At 65.3% G+C, this 18685-nt stretch carries 20 protein-coding genes and 1 riboswitch; of the genes, 9 read left to right on the top strand and 11 right to left on the bottom strand.

Annotated elements, in window-relative coordinates; all coding sequences use genetic code 11:
* Nucleotides 1–15: 15 nt before the first annotated feature.
* Nucleotides 16–108: riboswitch (TPP riboswitch) on the top strand.
* Nucleotides 109–157: 49 nt separating this feature from the next.
* Nucleotides 158–919: a 3-oxoacyl-ACP reductase gene (locus ASH04_RS21665; RefSeq protein WP_057474504.1), complete on the top strand. Its 762-nt coding sequence runs from the start codon at nucleotides 158–160 to the stop codon at nucleotides 917–919.
* A 1-nt stretch (nucleotide 920) separates the two neighbouring features.
* Nucleotides 921–2189, top strand: a complete 1269-nt coding sequence (locus tag ASH04_RS21660; protein ID WP_057474503.1) for an LLM class flavin-dependent oxidoreductase — start codon at nucleotides 921–923, stop codon at nucleotides 2187–2189.
* Here the strand turns inward: ASH04_RS21660 and ASH04_RS21655 are convergent.
* A complete protein-coding gene (locus ASH04_RS21655) occupies nucleotides 2174–2770 on the bottom strand; it encodes a TetR/AcrR family transcriptional regulator (RefSeq protein WP_057474502.1) in 597 nt (198 codons plus the stop codon). The two genes, ASH04_RS21660 and ASH04_RS21655, sit on opposite strands and share 16 nt — an antisense overlap.
* A gap of 88 nt (nucleotides 2771–2858) precedes the next feature.
* On the opposite strand from ASH04_RS21655, the gene ASH04_RS21650 reads away from it, so the two are divergent.
* A complete protein-coding gene (locus ASH04_RS21650; protein ID WP_057474501.1) occupies nucleotides 2859–3794 on the top strand; it encodes a quinone oxidoreductase family protein in 936 nt (311 codons plus the stop codon).
* A 12-nt stretch (nucleotides 3795–3806) separates the two neighbouring features.
* Here the strand turns inward: ASH04_RS21650 and ASH04_RS21645 are convergent, their stop codons facing one another.
* The 3 genes from ASH04_RS21645 to ASH04_RS21635 all read right to left on the bottom strand — a co-directional run bounded on the left by ASH04_RS21645 (nucleotide 3807) and on the right by ASH04_RS21635 (nucleotide 6712).
* Entirely contained in the window at nucleotides 3807–4697 is an 891-nt protein-coding gene (locus tag ASH04_RS21645) for an alpha/beta fold hydrolase (RefSeq protein WP_057474500.1), read from the bottom strand.
* 12 nt (nucleotides 4698–4709) lie between these two features.
* On the bottom strand, nucleotides 4710–5729 hold the full coding sequence (locus ASH04_RS21640; RefSeq protein WP_235580073.1) for a PDR/VanB family oxidoreductase: 1020 nt from the start codon (nucleotides 5727–5729) through the stop codon (nucleotides 4710–4712).
* Nucleotides 5730–5812: 83 nt separating this feature from the next.
* Entirely contained in the window at nucleotides 5813–6712 is a 900-nt protein-coding gene (locus tag ASH04_RS21635; RefSeq protein WP_027495186.1) for a metal-dependent hydrolase, read from the bottom strand.
* Nucleotides 6713–6826: 114 nt separating this feature from the next.
* Here ASH04_RS21635 and ASH04_RS21630 point away from each other — a divergent pair, with 114 nt between their 5' ends.
* Nucleotides 6827–7342, top strand: coding sequence for a hypothetical protein (locus ASH04_RS21630; protein ID WP_057474498.1), 516 nt, complete (start codon nucleotides 6827–6829; stop codon nucleotides 7340–7342).
* 139 nt (nucleotides 7343–7481) lie between these two features.
* On the opposite strand, the gene ASH04_RS21625 is transcribed toward ASH04_RS21630, so the two are convergent.
* Nucleotides 7482–7949, bottom strand: a complete 468-nt coding sequence (locus ASH04_RS21625; RefSeq protein ID WP_057474497.1) for a hypothetical protein — start codon at nucleotides 7947–7949, stop codon at nucleotides 7482–7484.
* 230 nt (nucleotides 7950–8179) lie between these two features.
* Between ASH04_RS21625 and ASH04_RS21620 the strand changes: the two genes are divergently transcribed.
* On the top strand, nucleotides 8180–9382 hold the full coding sequence (locus ASH04_RS21620; protein ID WP_057474496.1) for an ATP-binding protein: 1203 nt from the start codon (nucleotides 8180–8182) through the stop codon (nucleotides 9380–9382).
* A gap of 10 nt (nucleotides 9383–9392) precedes the next feature.
* On the opposite strand, the gene ASH04_RS21615 is transcribed toward ASH04_RS21620, so the two are convergent.
* Nucleotides 9393–10574, bottom strand: a complete 1182-nt coding sequence (locus ASH04_RS21615) for an alkane 1-monooxygenase (protein ID WP_057474495.1) — start codon at nucleotides 10572–10574, stop codon at nucleotides 9393–9395.
* Between the two features lie 167 nt (nucleotides 10575–10741).
* Between ASH04_RS21615 and ASH04_RS21610 the strand changes: the two genes are divergently transcribed.
* A complete protein-coding gene (locus ASH04_RS21610; protein WP_057474494.1) occupies nucleotides 10742–11608 on the top strand; it encodes an alpha/beta hydrolase in 867 nt (288 codons plus the stop codon).
* A gap of 30 nt (nucleotides 11609–11638) precedes the next feature.
* Nucleotides 11639–12487, top strand: a complete 849-nt coding sequence (locus ASH04_RS21605) for a patatin-like phospholipase family protein (RefSeq protein ID WP_057474493.1) — start codon at nucleotides 11639–11641, stop codon at nucleotides 12485–12487.
* A gap of 16 nt (nucleotides 12488–12503) precedes the next feature.
* Here the strand turns inward: ASH04_RS21605 and ASH04_RS21600 are convergent, their stop codons facing one another.
* Both ASH04_RS21600 and ASH04_RS21595 read right to left on the bottom strand, forming a co-directional pair.
* On the bottom strand, nucleotides 12504–13412 hold the full coding sequence (locus tag ASH04_RS21600) for an amidohydrolase family protein (protein ID WP_057474492.1): 909 nt from the start codon (nucleotides 13410–13412) through the stop codon (nucleotides 12504–12506).
* Entirely contained in the window at nucleotides 13399–14085 is a 687-nt protein-coding gene (locus tag ASH04_RS21595) for a dienelactone hydrolase family protein (protein ID WP_230592064.1), read from the bottom strand. Before ASH04_RS21595 ends, ASH04_RS21600 begins: the two co-directional genes overlap by 14 nt.
* 106 nt (nucleotides 14086–14191) lie before the next feature.
* Here ASH04_RS21595 and ASH04_RS21590 point away from each other — a divergent pair, with 106 nt between their 5' ends.
* Nucleotides 14192–15169, top strand: coding sequence for an NADPH:quinone oxidoreductase family protein (locus tag ASH04_RS21590; RefSeq protein WP_027495194.1), 978 nt, complete (start codon nucleotides 14192–14194; stop codon nucleotides 15167–15169).
* Nucleotides 15170–15190: 21 nt separating this feature from the next.
* Here the strand turns inward: ASH04_RS21590 and ASH04_RS21585 are convergent, their stop codons facing one another.
* A complete protein-coding gene (locus ASH04_RS21585) occupies nucleotides 15191–16546 on the bottom strand; it encodes an ABC1 kinase family protein (protein WP_057474491.1) in 1356 nt (451 codons plus the stop codon).
* Complete coding sequence (locus ASH04_RS21580) at nucleotides 16543–17106, bottom strand: TetR/AcrR family transcriptional regulator (RefSeq protein WP_179274422.1); 564 nt, start codon at nucleotides 17104–17106, stop codon at nucleotides 16543–16545. Before ASH04_RS21580 ends, ASH04_RS21585 begins: the two co-directional genes overlap by 4 nt.
* Nucleotides 17107–17241: 135 nt before the next feature.
* On the opposite strand from ASH04_RS21580, the gene ASH04_RS21575 reads away from it, so the two are divergent.
* Entirely contained in the window at nucleotides 17242–17859 is a 618-nt protein-coding gene (locus tag ASH04_RS21575; protein WP_162247561.1) for a DUF998 domain-containing protein, read from the top strand.
* On the opposite strand, the gene ASH04_RS21570 is transcribed toward ASH04_RS21575, so the two are convergent.
* Nucleotides 17842–18621: an enoyl-CoA hydratase/isomerase family protein gene (locus ASH04_RS21570; protein WP_057474489.1), complete on the bottom strand. Its 780-nt coding sequence runs from the start codon at nucleotides 18619–18621 to the stop codon at nucleotides 17842–17844. The two genes, ASH04_RS21575 and ASH04_RS21570, sit on opposite strands and share 18 nt — an antisense overlap.
* Nucleotides 18622–18685: the final 64 nt, after the last annotated feature.

Below are 18685 nucleotides of genomic sequence, written 5' to 3'. Positions count from 1 at the left end.
CCTACAGGTACAGTCGATCGCGACACGGGGTGCCCGTCAGGGCTGAGATCACACCCGTCGAACCTGATCTGGTTAGGACCAGCGAAGGGAATGTCGTGATGTTTCGGTATTTCCTGTCCCTCGCGACGGTCCCGACCTCGAACGAGAGGCGAAGCGCATGAGACTCGACGAGCAGACAGTGTTGGTCACCGGGGGTGGACGCGGGCTGGGAGCAGCGATTGCCGCGGCGTTCGCCGGTGAGGGCGCGCGTGTGGTGATCGACTACCGCACCAGCAAAGAGGCAGCGGAGGCGTTGGCGGACAGGCTCGGCGACCGTGCATTTGCTGTTCAGGGCGACGTGACCGACGAGAGCGCGGTGGCCTCGGTGTTCGACTCGGCCCGTGCGCATTTCGGCACCCCGATCACCACCGTCGTCAACAACGCACTGGCCGACTTCTCGTTCGACGGGGATGCTCGACCGAAGGCCGACACCATCACCTGGGATCGGTTCGACGCGCAGTTGCGTGGCAGTGTTCGCGCGGCGCTGCTCACCACGCAGGCGGCCCTGCCGGGAATGCGTGAGGCGGGCTTTGGCCGAATCATCAACGTGGGCACCAACTTGTTCCAGAATCCGGTGGTGCCGTACCACGACTACACCGCGTCCAAGGCCGCCCTGCTCTCACTGACGCGTACGTTGTCCGCGGACCTGGGGTCGGACAACATCACCGTCAACATGGTGTCGGGCGGACTGCTGCGCACCACCGATGCCAGTGCCGCGACCCCGGCCGAGGTGTTCGACTTCATCGCGGCCTCGACCCCGCTGCAACGCGTCACCACGCCCGAGGAGTTCGCCGATGCTCTGCTGTTCTTCGCCTCCCCGTGGGCGCGGTCGGTGACCGGTCAGAACCTCGTTGTCGACGGCGGTTTGGTCAAGAACTGACATGCACCTCAACGCTTTTCTGTACGGCTGCGGACATCACAGTGCAGCGTGGCGGCATCCCGATTCGCGAGTGGAGGACCTGGGCGACATCGCGTACTACGAGGAACTTGCGCAGCTGGCCGAACGGGGAAAGTTCGACGCGGTGTTCTTTGCCGACGGGCATTCCGTTCGCGACCCGGCCGGCGCAGGAACCTGGTTTCTCGAACCGATCACGGCGCTGTCGGCCATGGCCAGAGCGACCACCCACATCGGTCTGGTCACGACTGTGTCGTCGACGTTCTACACACCGTTCCATGCCGCGCGCATGCTGGCGTCGTTGGACCACATCAGCGGCGGACGGGGCGGCTGGAACGTCGTCACCTCCATGTTCGACGCCGAAGCACGCAATCACGGAATGGACGCCATCCCGGCTCGCGAGGAGCGCTACGCGCGCGCCGAAGAATTCGTCGATACGGCTCTGGCGCTGTGGGATTCGTGGGATGCCGATGCGTTGACGCTCGATCGAAGCGGACACTACGCGGACCCGGCCAAGGTGCATGCCATCGATCACGACGGCAAACATTTTCGGGTCGACGGTCCGTTGACGGTGCCGCGTTCACCGCAGGGTCGGCCGGTTCTGTTCCAGGCCGGGGCGTCGGGTCCGGGCCGCGACCTGGCGGCGAAGTACGCCGAGGCGATCTATGCCGTCGCCTACGATCTCGTTGCCGCGCAGGGCTATTACGACGACGTGAAGGCGAGAATCGATCGAGCCGGTCGTGACAGTGCGGCAGTGGGCATCATGCCGGGTTTGGTGACGTACATCGGATCGACGATGGAGGAGGCTCACCGGAAGAAGGCCGAACTGGACGTCTTGCTGCCGACGGAACAATCCTTGGCGATGCTCTCGACGTTCACCGGGCAGGATTGTGCTGCTTGGGAACTCGATGAACCGGTACCGACTCTGCCACCTGCGGCCGAGTTCACGGGACCGCAGGGTCGGTACGAGACCATCCTGCGCATCATCGAGAAGGATCGCCCCACCGTGCGTCAGTTGCTGGGCACCCTTGCGGCCGGCGGTGGGCATGCCACGATGATCGGCACGCCGGATTCCATTGCCGACGAGATGGAATCGTGGATCGGCCGCGGTGCCGATGGATTCAACCTGATGTGCCCGCGCTACCCGGACTCACTCGCGGACTTCGTCGAACACGTGGTCCCGATCCTGCAGCAGCGCGGCCTCTTTCGATCCGAATACACGTCGTCGACGCTGCGCGGTCACCTGTCCAGCTGAGCGGTTTGTCCGAAGACCCCACGATCGACGAACGCCACGAGGGCGTCGAGACCGCCCTCGGGCGAGCCCTGCCACAGCCGCGCGAAATTCTCCGCCGCACCGCCGATCAGCATCGCGGTGGTGGCAGGAGGTGCCGGAAGCTCGACTCCTGCTTTCTCGAATGCGCTGAGGCGTTCGACCCAGGGCTCGAATTGGACCTGCGTGAATCGCTGCATCCGTTCGGCGAACTCGGGACTCACCAGTGCGGCGTCTCGAAGCGCATCGATCACAACCCGGTGCCGTGTCAGCAACTGCCAGAAGACCTCCAGATGCGGACGCATGGTGGGGTGATCGCGAGCGGACGGATCCTGCGCCGCGACGATGACGTCGGCGTCTTCACCGATCTGTTCGGCGAGGGCCAACAGCAGCCCGTCCTTTCCCGAGTAGTGGTTGTAGAACGACCCTGCGGCCCGGCCTGCTTCCCGGGTGATGTCGACGATCTTGGTGTTGAGGTATCCGGACCGGGCGAAGACGGCGCGGGCGGCATTTTCCAGCTCGATGCGAGTCTGCTCGGCCTGGTGAGCGCGACCAGTGGTTGCCACCGCTGTTCCCCTTCCTGTTGACACCTCAGCAGTCAGGCTACACACTGAATCAGGATTCAGTGAATGACCATTCGTCGAAAGGCCGGACATGAAGGCAGCAGTTCTGACCGAGTTCGGGGTGCCGACGTACACGGACCACGGCAACCCAGCACCTGCGGAGGGTTCGGAGGTGATCGACGTGGCGGCTGCAACGCTCAATGCCGTCGACATCGTCATTGCCGCCGGTACCCACTACCTCAGTCCGCGGTCGCTGCCGACGGTCATCGGCATCGAAGGCGCGGGTACCACGCAGGACGGACGCCGCGTCTACTTCTCACCGGCGCTCTCGCCCCACGGTTCGATGGCTGAGCAGACTTTGGTGCCGACGGCCTCGCTCATCGAACTACCCGACGGGCTGGATTTCTCGACCGCCGCGACACTGGGTAATGCAGGTCTGGCCGCCCTGATGCCGCTGACCCATGGGGCTCGAATGACGCCGGGGGAGAACGTCGTGATCCTCGGTGGCACCGGGGTGGTCGGGCGCCTCGCCGTACAGGCGGCGCGATTGCTCGGCGCAGGCTCGATCACGGTCGTCGGACGTGACGAGCACGCCCTCGAATCCACCCGTGAACTCGGGGCCACGGCCACGGTTGCCATCGGCGACAACAGTGTCGATGAGCTGAGCTCTGCTATTCGGCGGGCATCCTCCGGCGTTGATGTCGTTGTCGACTATGCCTGGGGCACAGTCGCTCTCGCGGCACTGCAAGCCGGCAACCGCCTCGTTCGTCTGGTGCAGATCGGTGACCGAGCCGGGGCCGACATCACCGTGCCGGCGCAGCTCCTGCGATCACTCGGGGCGAGCATCGTCGGCTTCATGCCGATGCACTACGGACCCGACGCAACCTCGCAGGCGTATCGCACCCTCACCGACTGGGCCGTCACCGGGCAGATCGCTGTGGAATACGAGAATGTGCCACTGGCCGAGGTCGCGGGTGCATGGGAGCGAGCCCCACGCACCCGTCACAAGCTGGTACTGGTCCCCTGACCCATCAGCCCATCAGTTCAGCGAATCGATAAATTCCTTTGTCAGTCTGGCGATGTCGTCGGCATGCGAGATCGGCGACCAGTGTCCTGCCGGAATGTCGTTGCGCGTGAGGTTCTTCACCCACTTGCCGGTGTCGTCGTAGTGGTACGGCCGCACCGCGACGTCCTCGGTGTTGACGATGAGATGCACCGGGATGTCGATGTATCGATCCCGCGGATTGGTCAGCAGCGGAATGATGTTGGCGCGGTACAGCTTGGTGCCGTTGGTTGCGTCCGACCACAGTGTGGGGTTCTGGGTGACGAGCTTCGGATCGACGCCCGAGAACTCCTGGAGGAATGCCGGCCAGCCCTTGGCGAACTGTCGCTTGATGCGCAGTGTCGAGAGGCCGGGGATGTGGAAGGTGACGGTGTACCAGGACGCTCGGGTCTGCGCGAGAACCTGCTTGATTCCGGCAAGAGTGGGACGACGCAGGCGCGACTGCGACCACTTACCGAGGTGATCGAGGTTCGGCCCCGAAATCGATGTGTACGAGCGGATTCGATCCTTGGCCTGGGGCTGGGCTGCGGCCTCCCAGACCTCGACGGCACCCCAGTCGTGCGCGAGTACGTGAACGGGAGCGTCGGGACTGACCGCATCTGCCACGGCATAGAAGTCTGCCGCCAACCGGGCCAACTTGTACGCCGACTGCTCGGCAGGTACCGAGCTCTCGCCGGCTCCACGCGAGTCGTAGCTGATCACCCGAAAACGGTCTTCGAGTTGCGGCACGATGTGGCTCCACAGTTCGTGAGTATCGGGCCACCCGTGAACGAGGACGATGGGGTCCCCGTCGGGGTTACCGCTCTCGAACACCGCCAACCGAATGCCTTCGTTGACGACCGTCGTACGAACTGCGTTGCTGCTCACTGTCTTTCCGTTCTATAGATCGAGTACGAGACGGGCGCTTCGAGCACGCGAGACGCAGATGAGCATGTGGTCGCGCTGCTCTTCCGGGGTCAATCGCGATTCGAGGTGTTCGGGCTCCCCGGAGAGCACACGCACCTTGCAGGTGCCGCAGAAGCCCTGTTGGCACGAGTACGCGATATTGGGCTTGCGTTCCTTGACAGCGGTGAGCACCGAGGCGTCGGCTGCGACGTCGAGTACGGCCCCGCTGCTGATCAGCTGCACCTCGAACGGTGTGCCATCGAGGATCGGCGGCGGACCGAAGCGCTCAAAATGCAATGCGGTGGCAGGGCACTGGCGGAAGTCGCGGCGGACGGCATCGAGCATGGGGGTAGGGCCGCAGCAGTAGACGGCACCGCCTGCGGGTGCGCGCTCGAGCAATTCACCCTCGGTGGGGTACCCGTGCACGTCGTCGGTCCGGACGAACACGCGATCCGATTCCCAGCTCTCGATCTCGTCGAGAAAAGGCAGCGTGTCCCGGGAGCGACCGCAGTACACGAATTGCCAATCCATCCCGAGAATCCGTGCGGCACGGACCATCGCGATGATGGGGGTGATGCCGATGCCGCCGGCGACGAACAGCGCGCTGCCCTCGGCGACGAAGGGAAAGCCGTTCCGTGGGCCACGTACGGTGACCTCGGTTCCGGGCTCGAGTGCATGCATCTCGATGGATCCACCTGCGCCGGTGGGGATTCGGCGCACGGCGATCCGGTAGCAACTGCGGTCGGACGGATCGCCGCACAGCGAGTACTGCCGACGGCGACCCGACGGCAGATGTAGATCGAGGTGGCAGCCGGGATGCCAAGTCGGCAGCTGCTCCCCCGTCGGCGAGGCGAGGGTCAGAGCTGCGACGTTCTCGTCCTCGGCGATGATCTCGCGGTCGACGACCACCAACCGCAGCGCGGAATCGGGATTGTGGCCGGCTACCGCGTCGTCGTACTCCTTGCCGGCAGTCGCATGCATGTAGCCGTTGAGGAACGTTCCGAGCATCTGCATCGAGCGATCGGCGCGGGGGCGTCCGCGCAGATCCGGTGGCGCGTCCTTGGGTAACAGCCGCGGAACGCGACGCGTCGAGAGCTTCACCGCGCCGCAGCCTGTGCGGCCGGGGACGATGCCAGGTAGCGCACGGCCTGAGCCGTCGAGCCTTCCTGGCTCGGGTGATACGACTTCTTCAGGTAGCGAGACATACTGCGGCCGACGTGCGTCAGCGCCGGCAGCGTGCCGCGGCGAACAGACTTGCGCCACAGGGCCGATCGGGGCTTGCGGACCGACTTCGGCGCGCTCTGCAGCTCGGGGTCGTTCTTCATCAGGAAGATGATGCCGCGCATCCAGATGTACCCCATCAACGGAACGACCACGACGAACGTGCGCAGGCGACGTACCTCGCGCTTGTCGAAGTAACGAAGGGTGTCGTACGCAACCGAGCGGTGTTCCACTTCCTCGGCACCGTGCCACCGCAGCAGATCGAGCATCGTCGGATGGATGCCGGCTCGGTCCAGACCGTCGGCATTGAGTACCCAATCACCGAGGAACGCCGTCACGTGCTCGATGGCCGCGATGAGGGCCAGCCGCTCGACGAGGTTGTTCTTCGATCGCAGACTCGTCACCGAATCCGATCCGAGTACCTTGCCGAAGGCCCATTCCATCTGATCGGTGAACGGAGTGGGGTCGAGTCCGTTGTTCTGCAGATGCACGAGGACGCCGGTATGAGCCTCGGCGTGCACGGCTTCCTGCCCGATGAAGCCGATGACGTCGTCGCGCAGCTTCTCGTCGTCGATGTAGGGCAGGGCCTCTTTGAACGTGTCGACGAACCAGTGCTCGCCGGCTGGGAGTAATAGATGCAGCACGTTGAGGACGTGCGTGGTGTACGGATCGCCGGGCACCCAGTGCATCGGCAGATCGCTCCAGTCGAACTTGACGTTCCTGGCCTGAAGCATCACTTCGCCCGGATCCGATGCGACGGCGTTGCGCTCGTTCATCGAGTCGACCTCCTCCACGTCCGCGATGTGGCCGCTGCCACAGTGCGCGACTTAGTATAAACACCGGTTACAGGTAAAAGGAACCGTGTCGGTGGACAGTGAGAGACTTCTGTGATGACTGACCCCTCCCCAGCGGCTGTTCCCCCGAGCAGCGTGCCCGTGGCCTGGCCCACCGAGTGGCCCGTCGATGTGCGTCGAATCGCGGACGCCACAGTCGATGCCCTTGCTGCTGTCGTGGCGCAGGATCCGATCGCGTTCGACGAGGCCGTCGAACTGTTGGACCGCTCGGACGCGGCCAAGGCCGGGAACGTGCATGCGGAGATGGTACGGAGTTTGCTCGAAGAGGTATACAGCGATGGCTTGACCGGGGAGAACGTCCAGGAAGTACTCGGCCGAACCGTCCGCGGAGCCGAGTGGCTTCCGAGCTTGGACATCGCCGGATTCGTCGAAGTGCTCACCGGCGCGCTGGGTGTGACGGACGTCGACGAACAGTCACGTTCGCGGCCGCGGCCTGCGCACGCCCTGCTGGTGGTGGCGGATCTGCTCGCGATTCGTCGAAGCCGCGCCGAAACGTATGTGCGCCGCGCACTGGCCGAAATCCACCGCGCCCAGACCGTGGAGATGCCCTAGTGAGATCTTCGCCTGTATTGCTTGGACGGTACAGAGGCGAAGAGAGCGCTACCAACGCGAGGGGCGTGTCGAGCTCGCAGTTGTGCAGGCGATGAGGGCGTTTCGGCCTACACAACTGCGATCTCGGCACTGGTCGGGGCTACCGATGCAGCAGATTGGCCCCGGCGACGATGGCCCGGATCGACGACAGGGTTGCGTCGAGCTCGATGGACATCGACCATTCGCGGCGACCGTCGTGCTCGGCCAGGACGAAGGTGGCGGTCTCGTCGCCGATGCGCTGCTGGTGGAACGAGAGGATCTCGATGCGGAATCCGGCGTCGTGGAGCATCGATGTCAACGCCTCGATCGGTCCGTATGTTGTTGCGGCACAAGCGAAAATGGTGTCACCGATACCGAAGGTGGCGTCGAACGACATCTTGCCCCCGGTGGCCCCAGTGCCGGACCAGGAGCCCAGCCGAAGAGGGCCGGTGGTGGGCGAGAAGCGGTCGACGAAGGCCGCCCACGACATGTGTTGCCCGGAGATCTCGTCGCGCATCGTGCGCGGCAGGGCGCAGCCGAAACGGGCATGGAACGGATCGGTGGCGTAGGTGGAAGCAAGTGAATTCATGAGGGTGGTCCTGGCGAAATGTGAAGGGAGGACCGAGAGAGCACGACGACCCGCAGCGAGGGGTCGGTCCGAATCAGACCCCGCTACGGCGGCGTACTACGAGAATGCGCTTCACGGAGCCGACAGTAGCCCCGGCCTCGGGCGTCCCGCAAGTATCGAACGAATACGGATCTCTAGGACACGAGCTAGATGTCCGCATATATCGCACGATTCGTTGTAACTTTGGCCCCATGGACCCCGTGCGTAACCCTTACGCTCCCGGCGCAGGCCAGCGCCCACCCGAGCTCGCCGGTCGAAAGAAGCAGCTCGACGCCTTCGACGTCGTACTCGAACGCATCACCCGCGGCAGGCCGGAACGCAGCGTCGTGCTCACTGGGCTGCGCGGCGTCGGCAAGACGGTATTGCTCAACCACCTCCGATCCGCGGCCATCGCGCGCGGTTGGGGCACCGGGAAGATCGAAGCTCGCCCCGACCAGGAACTGCGCCGGCCCCTGTCGTCGGCGCTGCACATGGCGGTACGCGGCATTGCGGCCTCGCATCGAGACCCCGAACGCGTCGACGAGTTTCTCGGCGTCCTCAAGGCCTTCGCGCTGCGCGCTACCGCGGACAAGGGGATGCGTGAGCGGTGGCAACCGGGCATCGACGTCCCGGCCAAGACCGGCCGCGCCGATTCCGGCGACATCGAGATCGACCTCGTCGAACTGCTGCTCGACGCCTCCGCGCTGGCCGGGGACGTGGGTGTGGGTATCGCCATCTTCATCGACGAGATGCAGGACCTCGGGCCCGCAGACATCTCCGCACTGTGCGCGGCCTGCCACGAACTCAGTCAGGACACCGCGCCGCTGATCATCGTCGGGGCCGGACTACCGCACCTACCGGCTGTGTTGTCGGCATCCAAGAGTTACTCCGAGCGCCTGTTCAGCTACCACCGAATCGGCAGGCTCGAGCGTGCCGCAGCAGACCTCGCGTTGATCGCGCCGGCCGACCGAGAGGACGTCGAATTCACCGCCGAGGCACTCGACGCGCTGTACGCAGCCGCCGATGGCTACCCCTACTTCGTGCAGGCCTACGGCAAAGCGACCTGGGATCTCGCCGCCGACAGCCCGATTTCCGCCGAGGACGTGCGTGTTGCCGCGCCGACGGCTGAGGAGGAACTGGCCGTCGGATTCTTCGGTTCGCGCTACGAACGCGCGACGCCCGCCGAACGCGAATACATGCGCGCGATGGCCGAACTGTCGGTGGACGACGGTTCGGTACCGACCTCGGCCGTGGCCACCGAGCTCAAACGCAAGCCGGCATCACTGTCGCCTGCCCGGGACGGCTTGATCAAGAAGGGCCTGATCTACTCGGCCGAGCGCGGCACGATCGCGTTCACCGTGCCGCATTTCGGGCGCTACCTGAGAGCGCAAACCGACGAGCCCGCCGCGGTCTGAGGCGTCGACGCTACGACTGCGCCCGCGCCTCGCTCAGCTTGTCGAGTCGACGGACCGCGGTGCGATCGGTGCGGTCGACGTTGACGAGGCTCGGGTCGCCGTCGTAGAAGTCCATCAGGCGCTGATCCATCACCTTGCGCCACAAGGGCGGAACCATCGAGCAGAAGATCATCACCGCGTATCCGGCCGGGAGTTGCGGAGACTCGTCGACGGTTCGTAGTGCTTGGTAGCGGCGCACCGGATTCGCGTGATGATCGCTGTGGCGCTGCAGGTGGTACAGAAACAGATTGCTCCACAGGTGATCGCTGTTCCAGCTGTCCCGGTGCGAGGGCTTGGCGTAGCGACCGTCCGGACGCCTGGTGCGCATCAGGCCGTAGTGCTCGAGGTAGTTGGCCGCCTCGTACAGGACGATGGCGATGGCGGCCTGAATCAGTAGGTACGGCAACACGATCCAACCGAACACTGCGATCAGTGCCCCGAACAGAACGATGCTCATCGCGGCCGCGTTGAAAAGGTTGTTGCGCAGCGTCCACGGTGACGAGCCCGACCGCGCGAGTCGACGGGATTCGAGATCCCAGGCCGAATGCAGACCGTGGATCATCGTGCGTGGCAGAAACTTCCAGAACGATTCGCCGAATTTCGCCGACGCCGGATCCTCGGGGGTGGCGACGCGCAGATGGTGGCCGTGGTTGTGCTCGACGTAGAAGTGGCCGTACAGCGTCTGCGCCAGAGTGACTTTGGAGAGCCACCGCTCGACGTTCTCGCGCTTGTGCCCCAGTTCGTGCGCGGCATTGATGCCGACGCCGCCGACGACGCCCACAGTGACGGCCAGACCGATCCTCTCCGGTGTGCCGAGTGGGCCGTGGGCCCACAGGTAACACGCGGCCACCAGGCCGGCGTACTGCAGCGGGAGGAAGAGGTAGACGCACCACCGGTAGTACTTGTCCTTGTCGAGTGCTGCGAGAGCCTCGTCGGGTGGATTGCTGCGATCGACGCCCGCGAACTTGTCGACCAACGGCAGCGCGATGCCCATGATCATCAGCCCGAGTGCCCAGAATGCGCCGGGTCCGAGGAGTGACACCAAGCCCCACGCCAGGAACGGGCTCAGCGGAATCGTCAGGCCGAGCGGCCAGAGATAACGCTTGGGATCGCGCCACGTCGGCGAGGCCCCTGCGGCGTCCTTGTCGGGCATGCGTGAACTCACTCCTGATCTTCGAGGCTGCCCACGCGGTACGAGGGGGTGCGGTGGTGGTCTGTCACAAGTACATCGCCACGCCTCTGAGGATAGTTACCTAGACGAATCTGTGGGGTTCGAGCGATGGGCCGTCGAAGGCGTCGCGGTCCTTGTACGGTGACCGAATGCAGCATGTCGAGTCGTCGTTCGCCGGGGTACACGGAACTCGCATCGTCTACGACGTCTGGACCCCGGACGCCGCCGCCGATAATTCCCCTACCGGCGTTCTGGTGCTGGCCCACGGCCTGGCCGAGCACGCAGGACGGTACCGACACGTGATCGAGCGGCTCGGCTCGCTCGGCCTCGTCGTCTACGCACCCGACCACCGCGGGCACGGCCGATCCGGCGGCAAACGAGTCTCTTTGGCGAAATGGTCGGACTTCACCGACGACCTGCACACACTGTTCTCGATCGCGGCTGAGGAGCACCCCGGCAGCCGCACCTTCCTCCTCGGACACAGCATGGGCGGTGCCATCGCACTGTCCTACGCCCTCGACCATCAGGGTGATCTGGACGCACTGATGCTGTCCGGGCCTGCGGTCAACCCGTCCGTAGGTCAGCCGAAAGCGTTGGTCGCGGTGGGTGCAGTACTCGGCAGGTTCCTGCCGTCGCTGCCGGTTCTGAAACTCGACCCCGACGACGTCTCCCGCGACAAGGCCGTCGTCGACGCCTATGTCGCCGATCCGCTGGGTTATCACGGCAGCGTCACGGCCGGGCTCGCGGCAGCACTGTTGCAGGAGAGTCGTACGTATCCCGCCAGATTGCCGTCGCTGACCATTCCGGTGTTGCTGCAGCACGGAACCGCGGACCGGTTGGCCGACGTCTCGGGCAGCGAGCTGATCGCCGAGCTGGCGGGATCCGAGGACCTGACCTTGAAAACCTACGACGGGCTGTTCCACGAAGTCTTCAACGAGCCGGAGCAGGAACGCGTGCTCGACGACCTGATCACGTGGTTACGTCCGCGGGTCGGCGGCGGGGCTGTAAGTTCCTGACGGGTCCAGCGGAAGAACGGGGTTACGACCATGGCCAGACGAGCGCTCGTATTGGGCGGCGGCGGTGTAGCGGGCATTGCGTGGCAGACAGGCGTCCTTCTGGGACTGGCCGAGGCCGGGGCCGATGTCAGCGACGCCGAGATGCTGCTCGGAACGTCGGCCGGTTCTTCGGTGGCCGCTCAGATCTCGAGCGGCACCCCGGTGTCGGAGTTCTTCGAGCGTCAGGCGGACGAGTCGAAGCAGGACAACGAGCCACACGCCGAGGCCACCATCGACGAGCTCGTCACCATGTTGGCCCGAGCAGCCCAGAACTCGGACGGCAGCGCGCTCGACACCCGCAGGCGCATCGGTGCCGAAGCTCTGGCGACATCGACGATCAGCGAACGGGAACGACGAGCCATCATCGCCCGCCGACTGACGACGCACTCGTGGCCCGACCGCGATCTGCGGATCGTCACCGTGGACGCCCTGACGGGGCGCCATCGAGTACTGGACCGGGGATCGGGCGTCGAGCTCATCGACGCCGTGGCCGCGAGTTGCGCTATCCCGGGCATGTGGCCGCCGGTGACGATCGGCGATCACCGCTACGTCGACGGCGGTATCCGTGCGAGCGAGAACGCCGATCTGGCGGTGGGTTTCGAGAAGGTGCTGGTGCTCAAGGTCGGCGCACTCGACCTGGAAGGCGACCCCTTCGAGGTCGAACGGGGAAAATTGGTCAAGGGCGGCTCGAAGGTGGAAGTGATCGTTCCCGACGCGGATTCGTCGGCTGCGATCGGACCCGACCCCACCGACATAGCCGTACGCGCAGCGGCGGCAATAGCGGGCCGGGCGCAGGGCACCGCCATCGCCGAGCGTATCGCCGAATTCTGGGTGGGCTGAGATCCGCGAACTGGACTCAGCCGAACAGGGCCGCGCCGTTGCTCCAGCACACGGCGCGGACCCACTCGTCACCGAGTCCGAGACGGCTCACCGCCTGCAGCGAGTCCAGGTAGGGGTACGGGATGTTCGGGAAGTCGCTCCCGAACAGAATGCGATCCTGCAGGTCCAACAGCCGCGGCATCTCGTGCCGGGGAAACGGCGCAGCGGCTTCGGAGAAATCCGTGAAGGCCATGGTGGTGTCCAGGCGTACGTTCTCGTATCGATCGGCCAGGTCGAGAAAATCGATGTACTCGGGCATGCCCATGTGCGCGACGATCAGCGGTAGCGTCGGAAACCGCTGCAGCAGAGCGGCGATCGGCTCGGGGCCGGTATACGAGCCGGGTGCCGGTCCGGAGCCGCAGTGGATGACCACCGGAATCTGCGCATCCGAAATGGTGCCCCAGACGCCGTCGAGCAGCGGGTCGTTGGGCGAGTAGTTCCCGACCTGGATGTGCGCCTTGAAGATTCGGGTTCCGTTCGTCACCGCCTGCTCGACGTACTGCGTGGCTCCGTCCTCGGGATAGAACGTCGCAGTCTGCAGGCAATCGGGGGTGCGAGCCGCGAAGTCGGCACCCCAGGAGTTCAGCCAGGCCGCCATCGCAGGTTTGTGCGGGTAGATCATCGACGTGAATCGCCGCACGCCGAACCCTCGAATCACCTGCAGCCGCCGGTCTTCGGCGAAGCGGTACGAGATGGGCCAGACGCTGCCCGTCAGCGGCCCTGCGCTGTCGAAGTAGCTCCATACCTTGTCCATCACGTTCTTCGGCATGAAGTGCGTGTGGACGTCGAACAGACCGGGCAACGCCAGCTCGGTCCAGAACGCGACGATGCGCTCGGTCTCCTCCGCGAGTTCGGCGTCGGAGCGAGGGTGCTCAGCGTGCGACATGCGCGTCGAACCACTCGAGGGTCTTGGTCCACGCGTCGCCTGCGGCTGCGGCATCGAACACGGCAGGGCGGTCGTCGCAGTGAAAGCCGTGCTTGCCGTGGGGGTATCGGGTGATCTCGGTGCCGACCGGTGCCGTGGCGGTGATCTCCCGCAGTGTCTCGACGTCCTGGAACGGAATGCCCTCGTCCAGATCTCCGAAGAAGCCGTGCCACGGTGTCTGGAGAGCGTCGCCCACCGAGGCCATCGCGGGATAACCGAAGCGGCCCTTCGTGATTCCGCCACCGTAGAACGTGGCGGCCGCACCGAGTTGCCGTCGAACCGCAGTATGGAAGGCCACGGTCCCGCCCATACAGAAACCGACGATCGCGATGGACGAGGGCTCGAACCCCAGTTCGGCCAGCGCACTCGCTGCTGCGTCCACGTCGGAGTCCACCTCGTCCGCCTCGAGTTTTCCGATGGCCGCCATGGCGGAATCCATGTCCGAGTAGTCGAGCACGCTCACCCCCTCCTGCCGGTGGAACAGATGCGGAGCCACGGCTACCCAACCCGCCGCAGCCGCGCGGTTGCAGACGTCGACGATGTGGTCGGTGACCCCGAAGGCTTCTTGGATGACGATGATGCCGCCGCGGGCGGTGCCGTCGGGCGAGACAACGGTGAGGGGAGTGGTGTTCACCCCTCGATTGGAGCACATCACCAGGAGTGGATGCCGGTAGCGGCGGTGAGTACGGCAGTTTTGTACCGTGGCAGGCAGGGAACGATCCCGACCGAGAGGACACTTCATGCGCGCGGTACAGATCTCCAGTCTCGATGGACCCGATTCGGTGACCGTTGCCGATATCGACGAACCCACCGCGCGTGACGGGTCGGTGGTCATCGAGGTCAGGGCCGCGGGCGTCGCGTTTCCCGACGCGTTGCTCACCCGTGGGCTGTACCAGTACAAGCCCGAGTTGCCGTTCGTTCCGGGCAGCGAGATCGCCGGCATCGTGCGGTCGGCTCCGGCCGATTCCGGCTTCTCGGCCGGAGACCGCGTGGCAGCGTTGACGGGGCTCAGCGACGGTATGGCAGAAGTCGCCGTCGTCTCGCCCGACACGGTGTTCGCGTTGCCCGAGTCCGTGTCGCTCACTGCGGGCGCGGGCTTGCTGTTCAACGATCTGACGGTGCATTTCGCGTTGCGCGAGCGCGGCCGCTTGGCGCAGGGCGAGACGGTGTTGGTGCACGGCGCGGCGGGCGGGATCGGAACCTCCGCTCTGCGAATGGCTCCGGTGCTCGGGGCAGCACGGGTGATCGCAGTGGTGAGCTCGGAAGCAAAGGCAGACATCGCGCGAGCCGCCGGAGCCACCGACGTCGTACTGGTCGACGGCTGGAAGGACGCGGTCAAGGAGCTGACCGGCGGCCGTGGCGTCGACGTGGTCGTCGATCCGGTAGGCGGTGACCGGTTCACCGACAGCATCCGTTCGCTCGCGCCGTCGGGCCGAATCCTGGTGCTGGGCTTCACCGGTGGCGAGATCCCGACCGTCAAGGTCAACCGGTTGCTGCTGAACAACGTCGATGTCGTCGGCGTCGGGTGGGGCGCGTGGTGGATGACGCGCCCCGGCTACCTGGCTACTCAGTGGGCCGAGATCGAGCCGCTGCTCGCGGACGGTTCGCTCGTGGCTCCCGAGCCGTCCGTCTTCCCCGTCTCCGACGCGGCAGCAGCGATCGCCTCGCTCGAAAACCGAACGGCAGCAGGGAAAGTGGTTCTCGACTTCAGTCTGTGATCGGGTGCGCGGGCTGCCGGATCACTCCGGCAGCTCGATGCCCCGTGCCTCGGACAGCGCTGCGATCTCGGCGGGAAAGACGTTCTTGAACACGAACGGGTCGGTGCCCAACGCCCAGTTCGGTGCGAGTTCGATGGCATACCTCTCGAAGTAGCCGAGCTGCTTGGCCACCAGGATCAGTTCCTCGGGACTGGACGTCTTGTACTGCTTGCCCATGCCGACCAACGCCCGGATGAAGTCCGCCAGGCTGAAGTGGGCGAGGGTGGTCGAGAGCATCGGCGCGAACACCGACTGCAGAATCGCGCCGACTTCGGCGTCCGAACCCATTTGCGGGGCAACGATTCCCAGACGTTTGACGGTACCGGCGAGGCGGGTGAAGTCGCCGTCGATGACCGTGGCGTGGAAGAGGTCGAGCAACAACGCGCGCCACTGCTCGTCCACCTCGCCCATGACGCCGAAGTCCAGAAAGGCCACTCTGCCGTCGTCGAGCACCCAGACGTTTCCCGCGTGCACGTCGCCGTGGAACAGGCCGTGCAGTACCAGGGCCTCCATCCAGACCTTGGCGGCACGGCGGACGATCAGCTCCGATTGCTCACCCGGCCGGTATCGGTCCAGCGGCGAGCCGTGCATGCGCTCCATGCAGATCACGCGTCCACCGCAGTAGTCGAGAAACACCTCGGGTGCGGTGACGTGCATGTTGTCGCCGAATGCCCCGATTGCACTGCGAAAGCTGTGCTGGCGCTTGGCTTCCACTGCGCTGTCGAGTTCTGCGAACGTCGCGGCGTGCAGGTCGACGATGATGGCCGACGCGTTGGCCGTGGCGAAGAACGGAATGAACTTCTCGAGACCGCGCGCGATGAGATATGCGATTCGCAGGTCGATCTTCATGCGGTGGTAGATGCCTCGCCGCTGTACCTTCATGACCACTTCGCGGCCATCATCGCGGCGCACGCACAGGTGTACCTGGGCGACCGACGCCGACGAGAGCGGTACGTCGTCGAACGAGGAGAACAACTCGTCGACGCTCCGGCCCAGGTCTGCCTCGATCACCGCGCGGGCCTGTGACCCGGGAAACGGCGGCACCTCGTCCAGGCATCGCAGACAGGTGTCGGCGAGGACCTTGGGAAACAGTCCGGGCGACGAACCCATCAGTTGCCCCACCTTGACGAAGGTGGGGCCGAGCACGAAGAACGCGTCGACGACGGCCTTGGAGGCGTGAACCGGCCAGCCGCGCCGCGGCGCACGAACCCAGCGGCCGATGGCGATGAACTGAAAGTACGTCAGCACCGATCCGATCACGATGAGTCGCAACAACTCTCGTATCCCGAAGGTCTTCAGCTCGGGTGCCGGCTTCGGCGTCGTGTCGTCAGGTGTCATGCGTGCACTCCCGCCGATACGCGTGCGGCCGAGGCTTCGAGTCGGGCCAGCACCCGGTCGAATCGTGTGGCATCGTCGAAAGCCCGTGCCAGCACCAACGCCCCCTGGATTCCGGCGACGATCTCTTCGGCCAGCTCGGCCGCCGAGTCGCCGTGTCCGAGCCGCTGCAACACCGGAGTGAGTGCCTCGATCCACTGGGTGAAATGCGCGGCGACACGGCTGGAGAAGGTGGCACGCTCGAGCCCGAGCGTGAACGCGCCGAACAGGCACACCAGGCGATTGGACCGAAAATAGCGGGCGGTCTGCTGAAACATGTCGTGGGTCGTCGACGCCGCGTCGTCTCCGTGCCGCAGCGGCTCGAAGACGTTGTGGTGGAACCACAGCTCGACGTCGTCGAGGACTGCCTCGGCCATTTCCTGCTTTCCCCGCGGAAAGTAGTGGTAGAGACTGCCTTTGCCGAGTCCGGTGCATCTGCTGATGACCGCGAGGGACGACCCGTCGAACCCGTGGTCGCGGAACACTCCTGCGAGTATCGGCACCACGTCGTGGCGATCGCTCATGAGCCGGTACTGTACCAATCGGTACAAGCCCGGTGCATCGGGGTCGCCGGGAGTGGAGCCTGCGGAATGACCCAGCTGTCGGGAGTGGAGCCTGCGGAATGACCCATCGGGTAGAGCGCGGTGAATACTGCAGTCGTGAAGAGAACTACCGTCCTGTCCGCTGGAGCCTTTCTTGCCGGCGGGGTGACCTACCTCGCTGCCGAAGCGGTGTCGGCGCTGGGCTGGACCGACCGACCGTACAGCTACGCGCGCAACAACATCAGTGACCTCGGGATTCCGGATATCTCACCGTGGCACCCGGTGATGAACACCGGCTTTGTGGTCGACGGCACGCTGTTCGTTCTTGCCGGCCTCGGATTGTCGGTGTTGTTCGAGGGTCGAGCGCGCTGGATCGTGCTGGGCACGTCGGTCGTGCACGGCGTCGGCAGCATCGTCGTCGGGCTGGCGCATGCTTCGGTCGACGGAGCATCGACTCCGCATGCAGCGGGCGCGGGTATGGCGATCATCGGTGGAAACCTGGTGCTCCTGGCTGCAGGCCGGTACGGCGGACGCGTCGGCGCACCTCGCTGGTACACGACGGCCAGTGCCGCGGCCGGTGTTGCGGGGCTGGCCGGTTTCGCATTGTTTCTCGCCGATACCGGCATCCTCGGCGGCGGAGCGTTCGAGCGTATTTCCGTCTACACCATCATCGGATGGGAGATCGTCACCGGCGCAGCACTTCTCGCGCGGGCCCGGCTATCGAAAGTTCGGTGACTCCTTGGCGAGGAAGGCCCGTACGCCCTCTCGGCCGTCGGCCGACTCGAAGGCTTCCTCGAACACCGGCAGTGCGCGTCGTGACGGTTCGTGTGGTGACTGCCCGAACGTGAGCGCGAGAGCTCGTTTGTTCGCGTGCACGGCCGAGCGGGACTTGGCGGCCAGCAGGTGTGCCAGGTCCAGTGCCATCGACAACGACCCACCGCATGGAGCCACTCTGCTGATCAGTCCCCATTCCAGAGCGGTCTCGGCAGAGATGGGCTCGCCGAGCAACACCAGTTCGGCTGCGCGCGACTGACCCACCCGCCGCAACGCACGCATGGTCCCGCCACTGCTGGGGACGAGCCCCAGATCGATCTCGGGCAAGCCGAGGCGGGCACCCGCGTCGGCGACGACGAGATCGCAGCACAGCGCCATCTCGAGCCCACCGCCCAGGGCGAAGCCGTCGATGGCTGCGACCGTCGGGAGCGGTAGGTCGGCCAGTAATTCGAGGGTCGCGTTCTCGACATTGCTCTTGCGTTCGAGGACGTCGCCTGCCGCCTGCATCGCGGGCATTTCGGAGATGTCCGAACCGGCACTGAACACCCGGTCGCCGGTGAGCACGACGGCCCGGACGGAGGAGTTCTCGGCCAGCTCGCGAAGCATCGCCCGCAGCCGTCGCGTCGCAGGCTGGGTCAAGGCGTTCACCGGAGGGTTGCTCAGCGTGATCTGTGCGACCGCCTGGTGTGGAAAAGACAGGACGGGTGACGACTCGGTGGGCATGAAAGAACCGTAGAGCGTTGACCTGGCGATTGGGAGTCTGCCACGACGGCATGTACCGTGGGTA

The sequence above is a fragment of the Rhodococcus sp. Leaf233 genome (assembly GCF_001426165.1).
GTDB lineage: Bacteria > Actinomycetota > Actinomycetes > Mycobacteriales > Mycobacteriaceae > Rhodococcoides > Rhodococcoides fascians.
Note: the sequence above shows the minus strand (reverse complement) of the source record. Positions and strands in the feature narration are given on the sequence as shown.

Coding starts and splice junctions, on each gene's coding strand:
- ASH04_RS21665 (WP_057474504.1), top strand. CDS start 158: ATGAGACTCGACGAGCAGACAGTGTTGGTCACCGGGGGTGGACGCGGG.
- ASH04_RS21660 (WP_057474503.1), top strand. CDS start 921: ATGCACCTCAACGCTTTTCTGTACGGCTGCGGACATCACAGTGCAGCG.
- ASH04_RS21650 (WP_057474501.1), top strand. CDS start 2,859: ATGAAGGCAGCAGTTCTGACCGAGTTCGGGGTGCCGACGTACACGGAC.
- ASH04_RS21640 (WP_235580073.1), bottom strand. CDS start 5,729: ATGCAGATGCTCGGAACGTTCCTCAACGGCTACATGCATGCGACTGCC.
- ASH04_RS21635 (WP_027495186.1), bottom strand. CDS start 6,712: ATGAACGAGCGCAACGCCGTCGCATCGGATCCGGGCGAAGTGATGCTT.
- ASH04_RS21630 (WP_057474498.1), top strand. CDS start 6,827: ATGACTGACCCCTCCCCAGCGGCTGTTCCCCCGAGCAGCGTGCCCGTG.
- ASH04_RS21625 (WP_057474497.1), bottom strand. CDS start 7,949: ATGAATTCACTTGCTTCCACCTACGCCACCGATCCGTTCCATGCCCGT.
- ASH04_RS21620 (WP_057474496.1), top strand. CDS start 8,180: ATGGACCCCGTGCGTAACCCTTACGCTCCCGGCGCAGGCCAGCGCCCA.
- ASH04_RS21615 (WP_057474495.1), bottom strand. CDS start 10,574: ATGCCCGACAAGGACGCCGCAGGGGCCTCGCCGACGTGGCGCGATCCC.
- ASH04_RS21610 (WP_057474494.1), top strand. CDS start 10,742: ATGCAGCATGTCGAGTCGTCGTTCGCCGGGGTACACGGAACTCGCATC.
- ASH04_RS21605 (WP_057474493.1), top strand. CDS start 11,639: ATGGCCAGACGAGCGCTCGTATTGGGCGGCGGCGGTGTAGCGGGCATT.
- ASH04_RS21600 (WP_057474492.1), bottom strand. CDS start 13,412: ATGTCGCACGCTGAGCACCCTCGCTCCGACGCCGAACTCGCGGAGGAG.
- ASH04_RS21590 (WP_027495194.1), top strand. CDS start 14,192: ATGCGCGCGGTACAGATCTCCAGTCTCGATGGACCCGATTCGGTGACC.
- ASH04_RS21585 (WP_057474491.1), bottom strand. CDS start 16,546: ATGACACCTGACGACACGACGCCGAAGCCGGCACCCGAGCTGAAGACC.
- ASH04_RS21580 (WP_179274422.1), bottom strand. CDS start 17,106: ATGAGCGATCGCCACGACGTGGTGCCGATACTCGCAGGAGTGTTCCGC.
- ASH04_RS21570 (WP_057474489.1), bottom strand. CDS start 18,621: ATGCCCACCGAGTCGTCACCCGTCCTGTCTTTTCCACACCAGGCGGTC.